Origin of the sequence: Sphingomonas hankookensis, assembly GCF_022664465.1 — a bacterium.
Classification (GTDB): domain Bacteria; phylum Pseudomonadota; class Alphaproteobacteria; order Sphingomonadales; family Sphingomonadaceae; genus Sphingomonas; species Sphingomonas hankookensis.
Map to the genome: position 1 here is coordinate 19,592 of NZ_JAKREV010000001.1, position 15,462 is coordinate 35,053.

Consider the following 15,462-nt stretch of genomic DNA (forward strand, 5'->3'; position numbering starts at 1 on the left):
AACGGCGGCTTTCGACTGGAAACAGGGTTTAGACGGCGGTGATGGCGAACAACGCGACGCTCTCCGCCTTCATCGCCGGGATCGGCAGGCCGGCATGGGCCAGCCAGTCGCCGTCCAGCACGACGCCGTCGCCACGCATCGCGGCAAAGATCGGCGCATCGGGAAGCGTGTGGCCGGGGGTGGTGGCCAAGTCGATCAGGCGTACGCGCACCCGCCCCGCCCCGGCCAGCAACGGCACGGGCAGCGGCAATGGATGGCGCACCGTCATCGGTTGGACTTGCGTCACGCTCAGCAGCAGGTCGCCCGGCTCCCCGTGCATCTGCCACACCAGCCCGTCGCCGCCCTCGCCCATCCACACCCGGCCATGGTGCAGCCGGTCGCGCAAATCCTTGTACCGCTCGATCGCCGCCGCCAGCGTCGCCGCATCGGCCGGCGCGATCACCGCCGGGTCCAGCTCGACGCCGAAATGGCCGGGCAGCGCCACGGCGGCGCGGAACGCCATGCCTTGGCTGCGGCCGGTCGAATGTGCCGGACTGGCGCCGACATGCGACCCCATCATCTCGGGCGGCAGGAAATGCAGAAAGCCGCGCTGCATCGCGACGCGGCTGACCGCATCGATACAGTCGCTGGTCCACATCCGGTGCGTCCGCGTGGCGATTCCGGCATCGCTGCGCCCACCACCTCCGGCGCACGCCTCGATCTCGACCGCCGGATGCGCCACGCGCAGCCGATCGATCAGTGCATAGGCACCGAGCACTTGGGCATGATATCCCGCCCGCCCCCGCGCGTCGCCTGCCGGCGCCAGATCGCGGTTATGGTCCCATTTCAGATAGGCGATCGGCAAATCGCGCAACAGCGTATCGATCGCGTCGAACAGATAGTCGCGAACCTCGGCCCGCCCTAGGTCGAGCACCAGCTGGTTGCGCGACGTCAGCATCGGCACGCCGTCCAGTTGCAACGCCCAATCGGGATGCACCCGCGCCAGATCGCTGTCGGGATTGACCATTTCGGGTTCGACCCACAGCCCGAGCTCCATGCCGAGCGCGACGACATGGTCAGCCAGCGGCTTCAACCCGCGCGGATATTTTACCGGATCGGCGACCCAGTCGCCTAGCGCGGCGGTGTCGTCGGCCCGCCCCTCGAACCAGCCATCGTCCAGCACGAACCGCTCGACGCCCAACCCCGCAGACCGATCGGCCAGCGCCATCAGCGCCGCTTCGTCATGGTCGAAATAGAAACCTTCCCAGCTGTTCACATGCACTGGGCGCGGGCGCATCGCCCCGCCCCATGGTGCGCGCGCCCGGACGGCGGCGTGGAACGCCTGCACCGCGCCGTTCAGTCCGGCGGTCGAACAGGTCGCCAGCATTTCGGGCGACGCATAGGTTTCGCCCGGCGCCAACCGAATCTCGCCGGGGGCCAGCGCCTCGCCCATCTGCAACACCCAGAAACCGTCATCGTCACGCTCGACCGACAGCCGGTGATTGCCCGACCATGCCAACTGCGCGGCATGGACCCGGCCATGGTGCCAGCCTGCATCCGGTCCGGCTACGAACAGCCCCGGCGGCCCGGCATGGCCGGTCAGCCCGCGCCGGTTCTCGCGGACCCAGCCATGCGCTGGCATCGCTTCGTCATGGACGACGAACTCGGCATTGTGACGCCCGGTGAAGCTGCGGATCGTTGCACTGTCGCCGGGCAGCGGCAGCGTCCCCGCCGCCAGCCATTCGACGTCCAGCATATCGTCGCCGTCATTGGTGACGCTCGCCGACAGGGTCATCACGTCGCCCGCCATCGCGATCCGCTGTACGACGGTCACGCGCGCGGTCCGATCGGTCAGCGTGACAGTGATCACATGCGGCTCTGCTTCGATGGCGACATCGGCGAACCACTGCGCGAACGCCTGTCCGCCGCGATGCGCGCGGAGCGCCGCCGGCCCGAACCAGCCGGTGCCGTAACTCGGCACCAGCGTCAGCGGCTGATCGCGATCGAGCGAGAAGGACGCCTGCGGTCGCGTATGGGCGAGCGCCGGCAGCGTATCGGCATCGACGCGCGGCCCCCACCATCGCCACAGCGGCGCGGCACTTTCCTGCGCCTCGAGGATCAGGCTCGACGCTTCGCCATGCAGCGCGATGGTCACGCCGCCGCCTCCTGCGTCGCACCGACCGGCAGACCTTCGCTGTTGCGCTCGCGCACCGTCCATACCGCGACCGCCGCCGCGAACATCAGCCCACCGCACAGCGTCAGCACGTTGCGCGGATCGCCGCCCAGCAGGCTGTCGTAGAACAGCCACATCGTGGCCGAGAAGATCAGCATCGGGATCACGATCATCATGTTGAAGATGCCCATATAGACGCCGGTCCGCTCGGGCGGGATCGATCCTGCCAGAATGACGTACGGGTTGCCCATGATGCTGGCCCAGCCGATGCCGATGCCGATCGCGGGCAGGAACAGCATCCACTTCTCGGTGACATGCGGCAGCCACACCATGCCGATCCCGGCCAGCACGAGGCAGATCGCATGCAGGCTGGCCGCGCCCAGTCGCTTGGCGAGCGGCACCATCGCGAAGGCGGCAAGGAACGCGACTCCGTTATAAAAGGCCGCCATCTCGCCATTGGTCAGCACCGCCGAGTGGAAGCCCGTCGACGTCGCCTCGGCGGTGCCATAGACCGACCGCCCGATCGAATAGATGACATAGGCCCAATAGGCCGCCATCGCATACCATTGGAACAGGCTCATCAGTGCCAGTTTCCGCATCGCCAGCGGCATGTCGCGGATCGCCGATCCGATCTCCTTCAACATCGCGCCCAGCCCCTTCGGCTCGGCGGCGATACGGGCGCGCTCTTGCACCGACAGCGGCAATTCGGGCACGCGCCAGATCGACCACAGGATCGTGGAGAAGCTCAGCACCGCCCCGACCATGAACGCGATCCGCGCGGTATAGGGGATGTTGTGGGTGTCGACCCAATCCTGGTTCATTCCCGCCCACACCAGCAGCGACGGGGTCAGGAACGCCAGCATCTGCGCCGCACCGGTAAAGGCGCTCTGCGTCAGGAACCCGATCTGGTGTTGGTTCTCGTTCAGCCGGTCGCTGACATAGGCGCGATACGGCTCCATGGTAATGTTGTTGCCGGCATCCAAAATCCACAGCAGCGACACCGCCATCAGCAGCGACGAACTGAGCGGCATGAAGAACAGCCCCAGCGCGCACAGCACCGCGCCCAGCAGGAAATAGGGGGTGCGCCGCCCCCAGCGGCTGTCGGTCCGGTCGCTAAGCGCGCCGATCAGCGGCTGCACCAGCAGGCCGGTCATCGGTCCGGCCAGTTGCAGCATCGGGATCGTCGCCTCCGACGCGCCCAGATAGCCGTAGATCGGCGCCATGTTCCCCTGCTGCAATCCGAACGAGAATTGCAGGCCGAGGAACCCCAGGTTCATCTCGAGGATGCGTGGCAGCGAAAGGTGCGGCTTGGAAGCAGGCAGGCGCATCGGGCATCCTCATAGCTGACGCCCGTCTGCGCGAGCCTGACGCCAGCTATATCAGCTTTGGCACGCCTGACAACAATCGATTGTGGTAACGCTGACCGGAATAGTTTCCGGTGTAAATCCGGTCGTCGGCAACGGCATCGACCTATCGGGTGATGACGACATTCCGTTCGATGAACCGCTCGCCCGTGACCTTGTCCACTTCGACGTTCCGCAGACGGACGTCCCGCACCGGCAGTTCGGCTTCCCCTTCGATCGAGGCGATATGGGCCGCCTGTGCGACGCGGACGTTGCTGACGACCAGGCCCTCGATGGGCGTGAGCTTGCGCACATAGGTCGGTAGCAGCGTCTTCCACTGATACAGCACATCGGTTTCGACGGCGAGGACGCTGCCGGCAATCATCGTCGCGCTGACGTTCGACATATGGATGTTGCGGACGTACCCGCCGCGCCGTTCGTTGGTCTTCACGAACAACAGGTTGTCGATCGGCACCGCCCAACCGTCCGCGCCCTTGCCTGACCCAGTGAAATGGCAATTGTCGACGAAGACGTTCTCGATCCCCGCCGACAATTCGCTGCCGATCGCCATAAGCTGGTGACCGTTCAGGATCTGGCAGTTGCGAACGACGATGTTGCGACAGGGGATCGCGAGCCGCCATGCGTCCATGTCGCGCCCGGATTTGACCGAGATCGCATCGTCGCCCTGATCGAACACGCAATCCTCGATCAGCACGTTGTGGCTCATCTCCGGATCGACGCCGTCATTGTTATGGCCGTGCGCGCGAATCTTCACGCCGCGGACGGTCACGTCGCGACACAACAAGGGGTGGATCGTCCAGAACGGACTACCGTCGATCGACACGTCCTGCACCAGCACGTTGCGGCAGCGGTTGAACTGGATGCATTGCGGGCGGAGATGGTTCTCGCCCATCGCCATTTGTCGCCCGGCGACCGGCACGTCGCGATACGCCATGTCGTATAGCTGGACCAGCGCATCCATATGCGGCTTGGGCCGGGCATACCATTCGCTCCATCGGTCCAGCCGCGGGCGAAGCGTGCCATGGCCGGTGATCGCAACGTTCGTGCAGTCGAACGCATAGATCAGCGGTGAATAGTTGAAGCATTCGATCCCCTCCCACGACGTCTGCACCGCCGGGAGGTAGTCGTCGGGGTCGTCGGAGAAATGCAGCGTCGCACCCTTTTCGACATGCAGCGCGACGTTGCTGCGAAGGTGGATCGCGCCGGTAGGCCAGTCGCCTGGCGGTACGACGACCACGCCCGCCCCTGCGGCATGGGCGGTCGCAATCGCGCGGGCGATGGCGGCGGTGGTGCGCGCCTGATCCCCCTGTACCGCGCCGTGGTCGACGATCGAGAAGCGGCGACTGGTCGAAAAGTCGGGTTCGGTGACCGGCGGCATTGCAAAGGGTGCCGCGATCGGTGTCCGGCGCAACGGCAGCGGTTTCGATCGGCCGGACGGTGCGTCCGCGATCAGCGGGATCAAGCATGCCGCCTGAACGAGTTTGCGGCGATCGATGCCCGTCATCCTCCACTCCTTCAATTAGTGCTGCGCAGCGTGACGCTGCCGGCTTTTGTCCAGTAGGTCAAAAACGCACGTTGACGCCGGCGGTGACCGTCCGCCCGATCCGCGTCTCGAACAACGTGTCCTGCCGCGCGCTGTCGGTGTAGAGGCGTTGCGTTTGTAGGTCAGGTTGGTCGCCTCGACGATCAGCTTGATGCTGTCGGCAATGCCATAGGAGGCGGAGGCATCGACGTAGAGCGTCGGCTTGTTTCCCTGCAGATCGCTGTCCGGCTCAGATAGGCGTCCTTGACCTCTTCCTTTACCCGGCTGCGCCCAGCGCCGCATTCGACGCCGCAATAGCGGACCTGGTCGAAGTCGAAGGTCGATGCCCATCTGTCGGGATCGATCGCTGCCCATGCATTGGGTGCGCCCGATCCGAACAGGTTGCCCACGCCCTTGATCTGGCGGGTGATGCGGGCAAGCGTGGTGCCGGCTGGCAGCGCGCGGACGACGGTGTCGGCATTGTAGGGGCGCAGGAACGACGACACGAAATCGCTTTCGCGATATTGTCCGCCGGCCTTGACGGTGAAGCCATCGGCGACGGTCCAGCCGAGATTGACCTCGCCGGTCATGTTGTCGGTGGTGTTCTTGGACGGCTTGGCCTGGAAGCTGAACCCGCCGAGCACGGTGCCGTCCGACAGGCCGGGCGCGTAGCTGAAGTTCGCCGGGTTGGCGACGTCGAAGCCGAAGCCGAGGGTCGGCGTGCTGCCCTTCCCCCGGAAATCGATCGAGAAATTGTCGCTGTCGATGACGTCCATGAACGTCTGCAACCGCTTGCGCCCGTCCCACACCGACTGGTTGCGTCCGACCAGCATGGTCGGTTCGAGCGCGTCGTTGAAACGATGCTTCAGGTCGAAATTCGCTTGCTTGAAGGTCGAGACGAAGTGATCGAGCAGCCCTTCCGACCGGACGTCGACGCCGCCGAACAGGCCGTAGAGCAGCGAGCCCTTGTCGCTGAACTGCACGTCGCGCACCGACACCATCGGCTGCCCGTTATTGGCGATCGACCGCCCGAACGAGATGCCGGCGATATAGTTGTCGCGGCGCTCGACGTCGAAGCGCGAATAGAGCAGGTCGACCGAGATATCGATATTCTCGTCGGGCTTGAGCTGCACGGTGAAGGTGCCGCCGATCCGCTCCTGATCCTGTTCGGAATCGAGGTAGCGCGGCAGGCGCGGAAAGAACGCGCCACTGCCCGGCGTATTGGGCAGGTCGGCCCGGCGCAGGCCGAGGATCGTGTTGTACGCCGCGGCCGATCCGGTGCGCGGGTTGCCGGTCGAACAGTCGGACGCGGTCGCGCCCTTGGTACCGACCGCCGGATAGAAGGGCGTGACGCCGACCGGTGAACAGAACAGCCCATTGGTGTTGGCGGACAGGATATCGACCGCCGAGTAACCGACCTCGCGCAGGTGCCGCTTCTGATACGCGATCGAGGCAAGCACGCCGAGCCGGCCGTCGTCGAACTTCTTCGACACCAGCATTGATGCGCGCGGGTCAACCTGCTTCGACAGCTCGTTCCAGATGCCACGTGCGGTCGCGGTCAGCACGAAATCCTCGCGGGCGTCGAGCAGCTTGGGCGCGGCCAGGTCGACCGTGGCACCAGCGACCCTTCCTCGACATCGGCCGATGGCGTCTTGCGGACCGACAGCGACGAAAAGATTTCCGTCGGAAAGACGTTGAAGTCGAAGCTGCGGCCATTGTTGCCCGCGCCATAGATATCGGAGGAACCGGTCTGTGCGGTGCCTTCCATGCCGTTGATGCGGACCCGGGTGAACCGGCGCCGAGACCCCGGACCGAGATATTGCGCCCCTCGCCACCGTCCCCGCGCGCAAGCGCCACACCCGGGACACGCTGCATGGATTCCGCGAGGTTCGCGTCGGGGAACTTCCCGATATCCTCGGCCACGATGCTGTCGACGGCGGCGGTTTCCCGCCGCTTCTGTCCCAGCGCGCTGTTCAGCGAGGCGCGGAATCCGGTGACGACGATCTCGCCGTCGTCGACCTGCGCAGGCGTGGCGGTGTCGCCGCTCGTCTCGGTGGGAACGTCCTGCGCGGCTGCCGGCATCGCGATGGCCAGAACCAGTGCCAGTGCGACAACCGATGTGGAATACAAAGCTGTGCGAGATACCGTCAAATACCCTCTCCCCGCCAACCCACATTTGTTTCACAATATGGTATTGAAGCCCACATTATAATATGGGAGCGACGGTCCTGTCATCTAATTTTGAACCGAGGCTGCGCGTCAGCCGTCTAAGGCGCGGGAACCCGAAGCAGAAAAGCCACCGGGATCGGCGTTCGAACCGTCCGGTCGGTACGGGCCTGTCGGCGGATTATTCTGTCGCCGATGCTCTGCATCAACGTAGAGGGAGCGACCGGCCGAAAGCAGCAGCCTAAGCCACGATAATTTCTATAGCTCGATCCCGCGCGGCCATTATGTATCAATTGCCCGATCCCCTGCTACAGCGGACAGGTGACGGGTTCCGGAGAGTTGTCCCTTATGAGTTCCAGTGACGCGCAAACTGGCATTTCCGGCCTCGACAACGTCCTGGCGGGTGGATTCGAACGGGCACGAACCTTCCTGCTGGAAGGAAACCCGGGCACCGGCAAGACGACGATCGCGATGCAGTTCCTGCTGGAGGGTGCTGCCGCGAAGGAGCGCTGTCTGTATGTGACCCTGTCGGAAACCGAGGACGAGCTGCGCGCGTCCGCCGCGTCGCACGGCTGGGAACTGGCGGGTATCGAGATCTACGAACTGATCCCGCCCGAAAACCTGCTCGACGAACATCAGCAGCAGAGCCTGCTCTATTCGTCCGACCTGGAACTGGGTGAGACGACGAAGCGTATCTTCGAGGTGTTCGAACGCGTCCAGCCCGACCGCGTGGTCCTCGACAGCCTGTCGGAAATCCGGCTGCTCGCGCAAAGCTCTCTGCGCTATCGGCGCCAGATTCTCGCGCTCAAACATTATTTCGCCAAGAGCAATGCGACCGTGCTGATGCTCGACGACCTGACCACCGACGTGAACGACAAGACGGTGCATTCGGTCGCGCACGGCGTGATCCGCCTCGAGGAACTGTCGCCGGAATATGGCGCGGAGCGGCGGCGGGTGCGGGTCGTCAAATATCGCGGGCGGCGTTTCCGCGGCGGATATCATGACTCGACGATCGAAACCGGCGGCGTCCGCGTGTTCCCCCGCCTCATCTCGGCCGAGCACAAGACCAGCTTCGATCGCGACCTGATGACGACCGACCTGCCAGAGCTGAACGCCTTGCTGGGCGGTGGCATCGAACGCGGGTCGAGCGTGCTGGTGCTGGGACCGGCCGGTACGGGCAAAAGCTCGATCGCACTGACCTTCATCCGCACTGCCATAGAGCGCGGCGAGCGCGCCGCGATGTTCGTCTTCGACGAAGAGGTAGGTCTGTTGATCAAGCGCGCGCGCGGCATCGGCGTCGATCTACAGGCAATGATCGATTCCGGCGCGCTCCACCTCGAACAGGTCGATGCCGCCGAACTGTCGCCGGGCGAATTTTCCGCTCGTGTCCGGACCTCCGTCGAGGTCTGGGGGGCACAGACCGTCGTGATCGACAGCCTCAACGGCTATCAGGCGGCGATGCCGGGCGAGCAAGCGCTGATCCTGCACCTGCACGAAATCCTGCAATATCTGAATCGGCAGGGGGCGACGACGTTCCTGACCGTCGCCCAGCATGGGCTGGTCGGCGACATGAAGACGCCGGTCGATGTGACCTATCTGGCCGACACCGTAATCCTGCTGCGCTATTTCGAAGCGATCGGCCGGGTGCGGCGCGCGATCTCCGTGGTCAAGAAGCGGACCGGGCCGCACGAGAACACGATCCGCGAATATCGTATCGCCGGCAACGGGGTCACGCTGGGCGATCCGCTGACGAAATTCCAGGGCGTGCTGCGCGGCGTGCCGATGCTGCACGGCGATGCCGGATTGCTGGACGGCGAGGACGCGTGAAGCGCACGACGGTTTCCGAACGGGCGCTGGTACTCGCGCCGCTCGGACGCGATGCCGCCATCGCGACGGGCATGCTGCGCGAGGCGGGGCTGGAAACGGCGGCGTGCGCGGGGCTGGCACCGCTGATCGTCGAACTCGACGCCGGCGCCGGCCTGATCGTGCTGACCGAGGAAGCGATCGCCACCGCCGATCTGGCCCCGTTTTCCCGCTGGATCGAAACGCAGCCGGAATGGTCCGACCTGCCGATCATCCTGTTGACGAGCCGTGGCGGCGGGCTGGAGCGTAATCCGGCGGCAAGCCGCCATCTCGACGTGCTGGGCAACGTCACCTTCCTCGAACGGCCGTTCCACCCGACGACCCTCGTCAGCCTCGTCCGCTCCGCCATCCGCGCGCGACGGCGGCAGTACGAGGCGCGCGCGCGCCTCCTGGCGCTGCAGGATAGCGAGACGCGCTATCGAACGTTGTTCGAGAATATCGAAGTCGGCTTCTGCATCATCGAGGTGATCCACGACGGTGACGGCCGCGCGGTCGATTACCGTTTCCTCGAATCCAATCCGGCAATGAAGGTCCAGGCGGGGTTCGATCCCGCCGGCCGCCGTATGCGGGAAATCGTGCCCGACCATGAGCAGCTTTGGTTCGATTTCTATGGCCAGGTCGCGGCGACCGGCGTGGCGGGACGCGTCGAACAGGGGTCGGCTGCGCTCGGCCGCTGGTGGGACGTCTACGCCTTTGCCGTCGGCGAGCGCGGACAGAATCGGGTCGCCGTGCTGTTCAGCGACATCACTGCGCGCCGCAATGCCGAATTGCGATTGCAGGAAATGAACGAGACGCTGGCGACTTTGGTCGCCGCTCGTTCAGCCGAGCGCGATCGCCTCTGGAACCTGTCGCAGGACATGCTCGCCCGTGCCGACTATTCGGGGATGATGTCGGCGGTCAGTCCCTCGTGGGAATGGGCGCTCGGGTGGAGCGAAGCGGAACTGCTGTCGCGCGGCTACGCCAGTTTCATGCACGCCGACGATGCCGGATCGACGCTGGCCGCGATCGCAGGCATGGCGGAGACCGGCCAGCCCACCCGCTTCGAGAACCGCAACGCCATGCGCGATGGCGGATGGAAGCCGATCGAATGGACCGTCGCGCCCGAGCCGGACGGCGTCAACTTCATCGCGGTCGGCCGCGATCTCAGCCACATGAAGGCACGCGAGGCCGAACTGGAGGCCGCACAGGAAGCGCTGCGGCAGAGCCAGAAGATGGAAGCGATGGGCAGTCTGACCGGCGGCGTCGCGCACGACTTCAACAACCTGCTGACCCCGATCATCGGCTCGCTCGACATGCTGCACCGCAAGGCGCTGGGCACCGATCGAGAGCGGCGCCTGATCGAGGGCGCGCTGCAATCGGCGGAGCGGGCCAAGACGCTCGTCCAGCGCCTGCTCGCTTTCGCGCGCCGTCAGCCGCTTCAGCCGACCGCGGTCGACCTGTCCGACCTGGTCGGCGGCATGACGAACCTGGTCCGGTCCACGCTGGGCCCCGCGGTCGAGCTGAAGGTTGATCTCGCCTCCGACCTGCCGCCGGCGCTGGCCGATCCGAACCAGTTGGAAATGGCGCTGCTCAATCTGGCGGTGAACGCACGCGACGCGATGGACGGCAATGGCGAGCTGACCATCGCCGCCGCGCCCGCCACCGTCCGCAAGCCGACCGCCACCCTGCCCCGCGGCCATAATGTTCGGCTGAGCGTGACCGACACCGGCAAGGGGATGGACGAGGAAACCCGCCGGCGCGCGATAGAACCGTTTTTTTCGACCAAGGGCATCGGCAAGGGAACCGGGCTCGGCCTGTCGATGGTCCATGGTCTGGCCGCGCAGCTCGGCGGGGCGCTGACGATCGCGAGTATGCCCGGCGAAGGCACCACCATCGACCTGTGGTTGCCCATCAGCACGACCGCGCCCGACACGGACTTTCAATCGACCGGGCGGGACGTGGCGCATGCCGGCACCGGCATCGCCTTGCTGGTCGACGACGAGGATCTGGTGCGGATGAGCACCGCGCACATGCTGGGCGACCTAGGCTATGAGGTGGTAGAGGCACGATCGGCGGAAGAGGCGCTGGCGATGGTCCGCGACGGATTCACCCCCGACATCGTGGTGACCGACCACCTGATGCCGGGGATGACCGGCGCCGAGTTGGTCAATATCCTGCGTGCGGAGCGGCCGACGCTCCGCACGCTGATCGTGTCCGGCTATGCCGAGGCGGCGGGTATCGACCCCGACATGCTGCGGCTGACCAAGCCATTTCGCAGTGCCGATCTTGCCATGAGCCTGTCCGGGTAATCGACGGCGAACAGCGACGGACGGGAGGGACGGGGATGGCAACGGTCGAACTGACGGGACTGACCAAACGGTTCGGCGATGCGACGGTGGTGCGACCAGCGACGCTTACCATCGCCGACGGCGAATTCGTCGTGCTGGTCGGTCCGTCCGGCTGCGGCAAATCGACGTTGCTGCGGATGATCGCCGGTCTGGAAGTGCCGAGCGACGGCACCGTCGCGATCGGCGGCCGCGACGTGACGCAAGCGCCGCCCGCCAACCGCGGCGTGGCGATGGTGTTCCAGTCCTATGCGCTCTATCCGCACCTGAGCGTCGCCGACAACATCGCCTTTCCGTTGAAGGTCGCGCGATTACCGAAGACAGAGATCGCCGAACGGGTGGCCGAGGCCGCGGCGATGCTCGACCTGACCGATCTGCTGGCGCGCAAGCCCCGGGCGCTGTCGGGCGGACAGCGGCAGCGGGTGTCGATCGCCCGCGCCATCGTCCGCCGGCCACAGGTGCTGCTGCTCGACGAACCGCTCTCCAACCTCGACACCGGCCTGCGCGCGCGGATGCGGCACGAATTCGCGCGCCTGCACCAGCAGCTGGGCATGACGATGATCTACGTCACCCACGACCAGCTGGAGGCGATGACGCTGGCCAACCGGATCGTCGTGATGCACGGCGGACGGATCGAACAGGTCGGCGCGCCGCTCGACGTCTATCGCCGTCCGGCCAGCCTCGCCGTAGCCGCCGCGATCGGCTCGCCCGGCATGAACCTGCTGCCCGCAACCATCGTCGGCGGCGGCGCGGATGGCGCAACGGTGCGGACGAACGAAGGCGCTGTCGTCCAGACGGCCGCGCAGGTACCCGACGCCTTGATCGGTACGGCGGTCACCCTGGGCGTGCGACCCGAACATCTGGTCCCCGACCCGACCGGGCCGTTCGCCGGCGCGATCGAGCTGTTCGAACGGCTGGGCCCGCTGTCGTTCGCGCATCTCGGGCGACAGGGCGCGGCCGGGACGATCGTCGCACAGCTGCCCGGCGACCGCGGGGTGACGCTGGGCGAGGTGCTGCCCTTTGCTGTGCCCCCCGCCGACACGCATCTGTTCGCGCCCGACGGCCGCGCCTATCCCTTGACCCCGCCGCCCAGCAGCCCGGTCAGGTAGAAGCGCTGGAGCGCGAGGAACAGCAGCAGCACCGGCATCGTCGTCACCACCGACGCCGCCATCATCAGCTCGCCATCGGCGGCATGTTCGCGGGCGATCGCCGCAACCGCGACCGGCAGCGTATAGCGATGCTGGTCGGCCAGCACGATCAGCGGCCACAGGAAGTCGTTCCAGCTGCCGAGGAACAGGAACAGCGCCAGCGTGATGACGATCGGGGTCAGCAGCGGCAGCACGATCGATACGAAAATCCGTCCTTCCCCCGCGCCATCCATCCGCGCCGCATCGATCAGTTCGTCGGGGATCGCCAGCATCGCCTGTCGCACGAACAGCACGCCGAAAATGCCCGCCAGCCCCGGCAGGATCACCCCGGCATAGCTGTTGACCAGCCCCAGTTGCCGAAAAATCAGGAACAGCGGCAGCATCGCGACCTGCCCCGGCACCACCAGCGCGGCGATCAGCAGCTGCACCACCCGCTCGCGCCCGCGAAAGCGCAGCTTGGCCAGCGCATAGCCCGCCGGCACGGTCAGCAGCAGGCCGAACAGCGTGGAGAGCGCGGCGACGCCGATGCTGTTCTTGAGCGCGGGCAGGATGCGGTAATCGAACCACGCCCCGTCGATCTGCCGCCGCACCAGCAGCTCGTGATAATTTTCGAGGCTCCAGCGCGACGGCCAGAGCGGGATCGGCAGCGTCCCCGACTCTCCGCGCGGCATGAACGACACGATGACCATGTAGGCGAGCGGCGCGATCGTCAGCAGCCCGAGCGCCACGACAAGTGTGTTGGTGATAATCGCGCGGCGGTGCTTCACAGCCACTCGTTCCGCCGGGCGATGCGTGTCTGGAGCAGCGTGACGGCGAGGATCATCAGGAACAGCACCAGCGCCACCGCGCTCGCCTGCCCCAGATTCCACCATTTGAAGCCTTCGTCGAACATGAAATACAGGATCGTCGTCGTGCTCTGCGCCGGGCCGCCCAGCGTCATGACATAGGGTTCGGCGAAAATCTGCAGGAAGCCGGCGACGCTCATCACCCCGGCCAGCACCAGCGTCGGGCCGATCGCAGGCAGCGTCACATGGCGGAACCGCGTCCACCGCCCCGCCCCGTCCAGCCGCGCCGCCTCCATCAAGTCCTGCGGCACCGCCGCCAGCGCCGCCGTGAACACGACCATGTTGTAGCCGAAAATCTTCCATGTGACGAAGATCAGGATCGCCGGGATCGAGGTGTTGGGATCGCCCAGCCAATCGATACCGGGCAGCCCGACCGCGCCCAGCGCCTGGTTGATCAGGCCGAACCGCGTGTTGAACAGAAACCGCCACACGACGGCGGTCGCGACGACGCTGGTCACGAACGGCGCGAACAGCACCACCCGCCACAACGGCTTCCACCGCACCGTCGCATCGTTAAGCAGCAACGCCGCGAACAGCGACGCGCCGATCGCCATCGGCACTCCCAACAGCGCGAACAGCAGCGTGTTGCCGATCGCCCGCCAGAATAGCGGCGTCGCAAACAGCGTCGTGAAATTGTTTACGCCGGTGAAGTGCAGGTTGCGTGGATCGGCCAGCGCGTAGATCGAATAGTCGGTGAATGCCATCGCCATGGCGAGCAATGTCGGCAGCACGAACACCGCGACGATGATCGTCAGCACCGGTGCGGTAAATCCCCATGCGGCCCGCGTCTCGCGCGTCATGCGAGTTTCCCCGCATCGACCAGCGCGCGGCGCTGCGCCAGCAACCGGTCGACACGGTCGTCCAGCGCCGCCAGCGCCGCGTCGATCGTCTGGATGCCGCGCACTACCCGTTCGGCGGCCAGTTGGACCTCGCTCTGGATGCGTTCCCATTCGACCGCCGGGGGGATCGGCGCGGGCTGCGCCATCTGTTCGCGGAACGCCGCCAGTACTGGCTGCGCCAGCTGCGGCGAATCCCATGCGTCGAGCCGTGCGGGCAGATTGCCGATCATCCGCTGGAACTTCAGCTCGCTGGCGCGCGATGTCATGTGCCGCACCAGCGCCCATGCCGCCTGCGGCCGGTCGCAGCTGCTCGCGACGCACAGGCTGGCGCTGTCGCCCGATACCGGTCCCGGCCCGGTCGGCCCGGCCAGCCGCGCGGTGCCCCAGCGTGTCGCCGGGATTTCGGCTTCGCGCCGGCGCAGGTCGAGCAGCGTCGTCGGGCTGCTCGGCCAGATCGCGAAATACCCCTGCGCAAACGCCGCCACCGGGTCCTGCACCTCGGTCGACAACGCACGCGGCGCCAGCCCCTCGGCGAACAGCTGCGCATAGAAGGCAAAGGCATGGCGGACCGGTTCCGACCGGAAGTTGCCCCGCGTCGCCCGGTCCCGCAGCATCGTCGCCCCGGCCTGCGTCATCATCGTCAACAGCGCGGTCGGCCAGTTGAGCAGCATCAGGAACACGTAATCGTCCGGCCGCCGCCGCTTGATCGCCCGCGCCATCTGCAACCACCCCTCCCAATCGAGCGGTGGCGTGTCGTAGCCCGCGTCGCGTACGATATCCCGGCGGTAATATTGCACCTGTGGCGCGACCGACCACGGCACCGCATATTCGACCCCGCCGATCCGCAGCGCGTCCCGGATGCCGGGAAAGATGCCGGCGGTCAGCGCTGGCGTCGGCACCGGCGCGACCGCCCCGATCATCGCGAACTCGCGGATCCACCCGTTGAACAGCATCAGCACGTCGGGAAGCGCGCTACCCGCATGCGCCGTCAGCAGCTTTTCATGGGAGGCAGTGGTCGGCAGCGACTGGACATCGACCGGAATGCCCGTCGCCGCGGTGAAATCGGGCATCAAGTGCGGCGAATAATCACCCTCGTAGCTCATCGCCCATACCCTGAGTGGCGAAGGACCGTCCGAACGCCCGCACGCCCCCAGCGCCATCGCCGGGACCATCCCCAGTACCGCCCGGCGCGTCGGCCCGCGATGATCCTTCCGTCCCTGCACCATGCGACCGTGCCGG

At 66.2% G+C, this 15,462-nt stretch carries 12 protein-coding genes and 1 pseudogene; 4 read left to right on the forward strand and 9 right to left on the reverse strand.

Annotated elements, in window-relative coordinates:
* Positions 1 to 28: 28 nt before the first annotated feature.
* The 6 genes and pseudogenes from MF610_RS00080 to MF610_RS19130 form a co-directional block, all read right to left on the reverse strand.
* Positions 29 to 2,134, reverse strand: coding sequence for an alpha-galactosidase (locus MF610_RS00080; RefSeq protein WP_242192099.1), 2,106 nt, complete (start codon positions 2,132 to 2,134; stop codon positions 29 to 31).
* The gene (locus tag MF610_RS00085; RefSeq protein WP_242192100.1) at positions 2,131 to 3,480 is read right to left on the reverse strand and encodes an MFS transporter; all 1,350 of its coding nucleotides are present in this window, start codon (positions 3,478 to 3,480) and stop codon (positions 2,131 to 2,133) included. The genes MF610_RS00080 and MF610_RS00085 overlap by 4 nt, the downstream gene beginning before the upstream one ends.
* 142 nt (positions 3,481 to 3,622) lie before the next feature.
* Positions 3,623 to 5,020, reverse strand: a complete 1,398-nt coding sequence (locus MF610_RS00090) for a glycoside hydrolase family 28 protein (RefSeq protein WP_242192101.1) — start codon at positions 5,018 to 5,020, stop codon at positions 3,623 to 3,625.
* A 182-nt stretch (positions 5,021 to 5,202) separates the two neighbouring features.
* Positions 5,203 to 6,603 carry a hypothetical protein gene (locus MF610_RS00095; protein ID WP_242192102.1) on the reverse strand — a complete coding sequence of 467 codons (1,401 nt, stop codon included), beginning with the start codon at positions 6,601 to 6,603 and terminating at the stop codon, positions 5,203 to 5,205.
* Positions 6,597 to 6,806, reverse strand: a complete 210-nt coding sequence (locus tag MF610_RS00100; RefSeq protein WP_242193621.1) for a hypothetical protein — start codon at positions 6,804 to 6,806, stop codon at positions 6,597 to 6,599. The genes MF610_RS00095 and MF610_RS00100 overlap by 7 nt, the downstream gene beginning before the upstream one ends.
* A gap of 80 nt (positions 6,807 to 6,886) precedes the next feature.
* Positions 6,887 to 6,961, reverse strand: a pseudogene (locus MF610_RS19130) (hypothetical protein); the annotation flags it as partial.
* 1 nt (position 6,962) lies between these two features.
* Between MF610_RS19130 and MF610_RS00110 the strand changes: the two are divergent.
* The 4 genes from MF610_RS00110 (at position 6,963) to MF610_RS19000 (ending at position 12,500) form a co-directional block, all read left to right on the forward strand.
* Positions 6,963 to 7,250: a hypothetical protein gene (locus MF610_RS00110; RefSeq protein WP_242193623.1), complete on the forward strand. Its 288-nt coding sequence runs from the start codon at positions 6,963 to 6,965 to the stop codon at positions 7,248 to 7,250.
* Between the two features lie 302 nt (positions 7,251 to 7,552).
* Positions 7,553 to 9,031, forward strand: coding sequence for an ATPase domain-containing protein (locus tag MF610_RS00115; RefSeq protein ID WP_242192103.1), 1,479 nt, complete (start codon positions 7,553 to 7,555; stop codon positions 9,029 to 9,031).
* On the forward strand, positions 9,028 to 11,355 hold the full coding sequence (locus tag MF610_RS00120) for an ATP-binding protein (protein ID WP_242192104.1): 2,328 nt from the start codon (positions 9,028 to 9,030) through the stop codon (positions 11,353 to 11,355). The genes MF610_RS00115 and MF610_RS00120 overlap by 4 nt, the downstream gene beginning before the upstream one ends.
* 35 nt (positions 11,356 to 11,390) lie before the next feature.
* Positions 11,391 to 12,500: an ABC transporter ATP-binding protein gene (locus tag MF610_RS19000; protein WP_277923819.1), complete on the forward strand. Its 1,110-nt coding sequence runs from the start codon at positions 11,391 to 11,393 to the stop codon at positions 12,498 to 12,500.
* Here MF610_RS19000 and MF610_RS00135 read toward each other — a convergent pair.
* Genes MF610_RS00135 through MF610_RS00145 form a run of 3 tightly spaced genes read right to left on the reverse strand, consistent with a single transcriptional unit; the run spans position 12,461 to position 15,449 of the window.
* Complete coding sequence (locus tag MF610_RS00135; RefSeq protein ID WP_242192105.1) at positions 12,461 to 13,306, reverse strand: carbohydrate ABC transporter permease; 846 nt, start codon at positions 13,304 to 13,306, stop codon at positions 12,461 to 12,463. The genes MF610_RS19000 and MF610_RS00135 overlap by 40 nt on opposite strands.
* Entirely contained in the window at positions 13,303 to 14,184 is an 882-nt protein-coding gene (locus MF610_RS00140; protein WP_242192106.1) for a carbohydrate ABC transporter permease, read from the reverse strand. The genes MF610_RS00135 and MF610_RS00140 overlap by 4 nt, the downstream gene beginning before the upstream one ends.
* Positions 14,181 to 15,449, reverse strand: a complete 1,269-nt coding sequence (locus MF610_RS00145; protein ID WP_242192107.1) for an extracellular solute-binding protein — start codon at positions 15,447 to 15,449, stop codon at positions 14,181 to 14,183. The genes MF610_RS00140 and MF610_RS00145 overlap by 4 nt, the downstream gene beginning before the upstream one ends.
* Positions 15,450 to 15,462: the final 13 nt, after the last annotated feature.

Coding starts and splice junctions, on each gene's coding strand:
- MF610_RS00085 (WP_242192100.1), bottom strand. CDS start 3,480: ATGCGCCTGCCTGCTTCCAAGCCGCACCTTTCGCTGCCACGCATCCTC.
- MF610_RS00090 (WP_242192101.1), bottom strand. CDS start 5,020: ATGACGGGCATCGATCGCCGCAAACTCGTTCAGGCGGCATGCTTGATC.
- MF610_RS00100 (WP_242193621.1), bottom strand. CDS start 6,806: ATGGAAGGCACCGCACAGACCGGTTCCTCCGATATCTATGGCGCGGGC.
- MF610_RS00110 (WP_242193623.1), top strand. CDS start 6,963: ATGCTGTCGACGGCGGCGGTTTCCCGCCGCTTCTGTCCCAGCGCGCTG.
- MF610_RS00115 (WP_242192103.1), top strand. CDS start 7,553: ATGAGTTCCAGTGACGCGCAAACTGGCATTTCCGGCCTCGACAACGTC.
- MF610_RS19000 (WP_277923819.1), top strand. CDS start 11,391: ATGGCAACGGTCGAACTGACGGGACTGACCAAACGGTTCGGCGATGCG.
- MF610_RS00140 (WP_242192106.1), bottom strand. CDS start 14,184: ATGACGCGCGAGACGCGGGCCGCATGGGGATTTACCGCACCGGTGCTG.
- MF610_RS00145 (WP_242192107.1), bottom strand. CDS start 15,449: ATGGTGCAGGGACGGAAGGATCATCGCGGGCCGACGCGCCGGGCGGTA.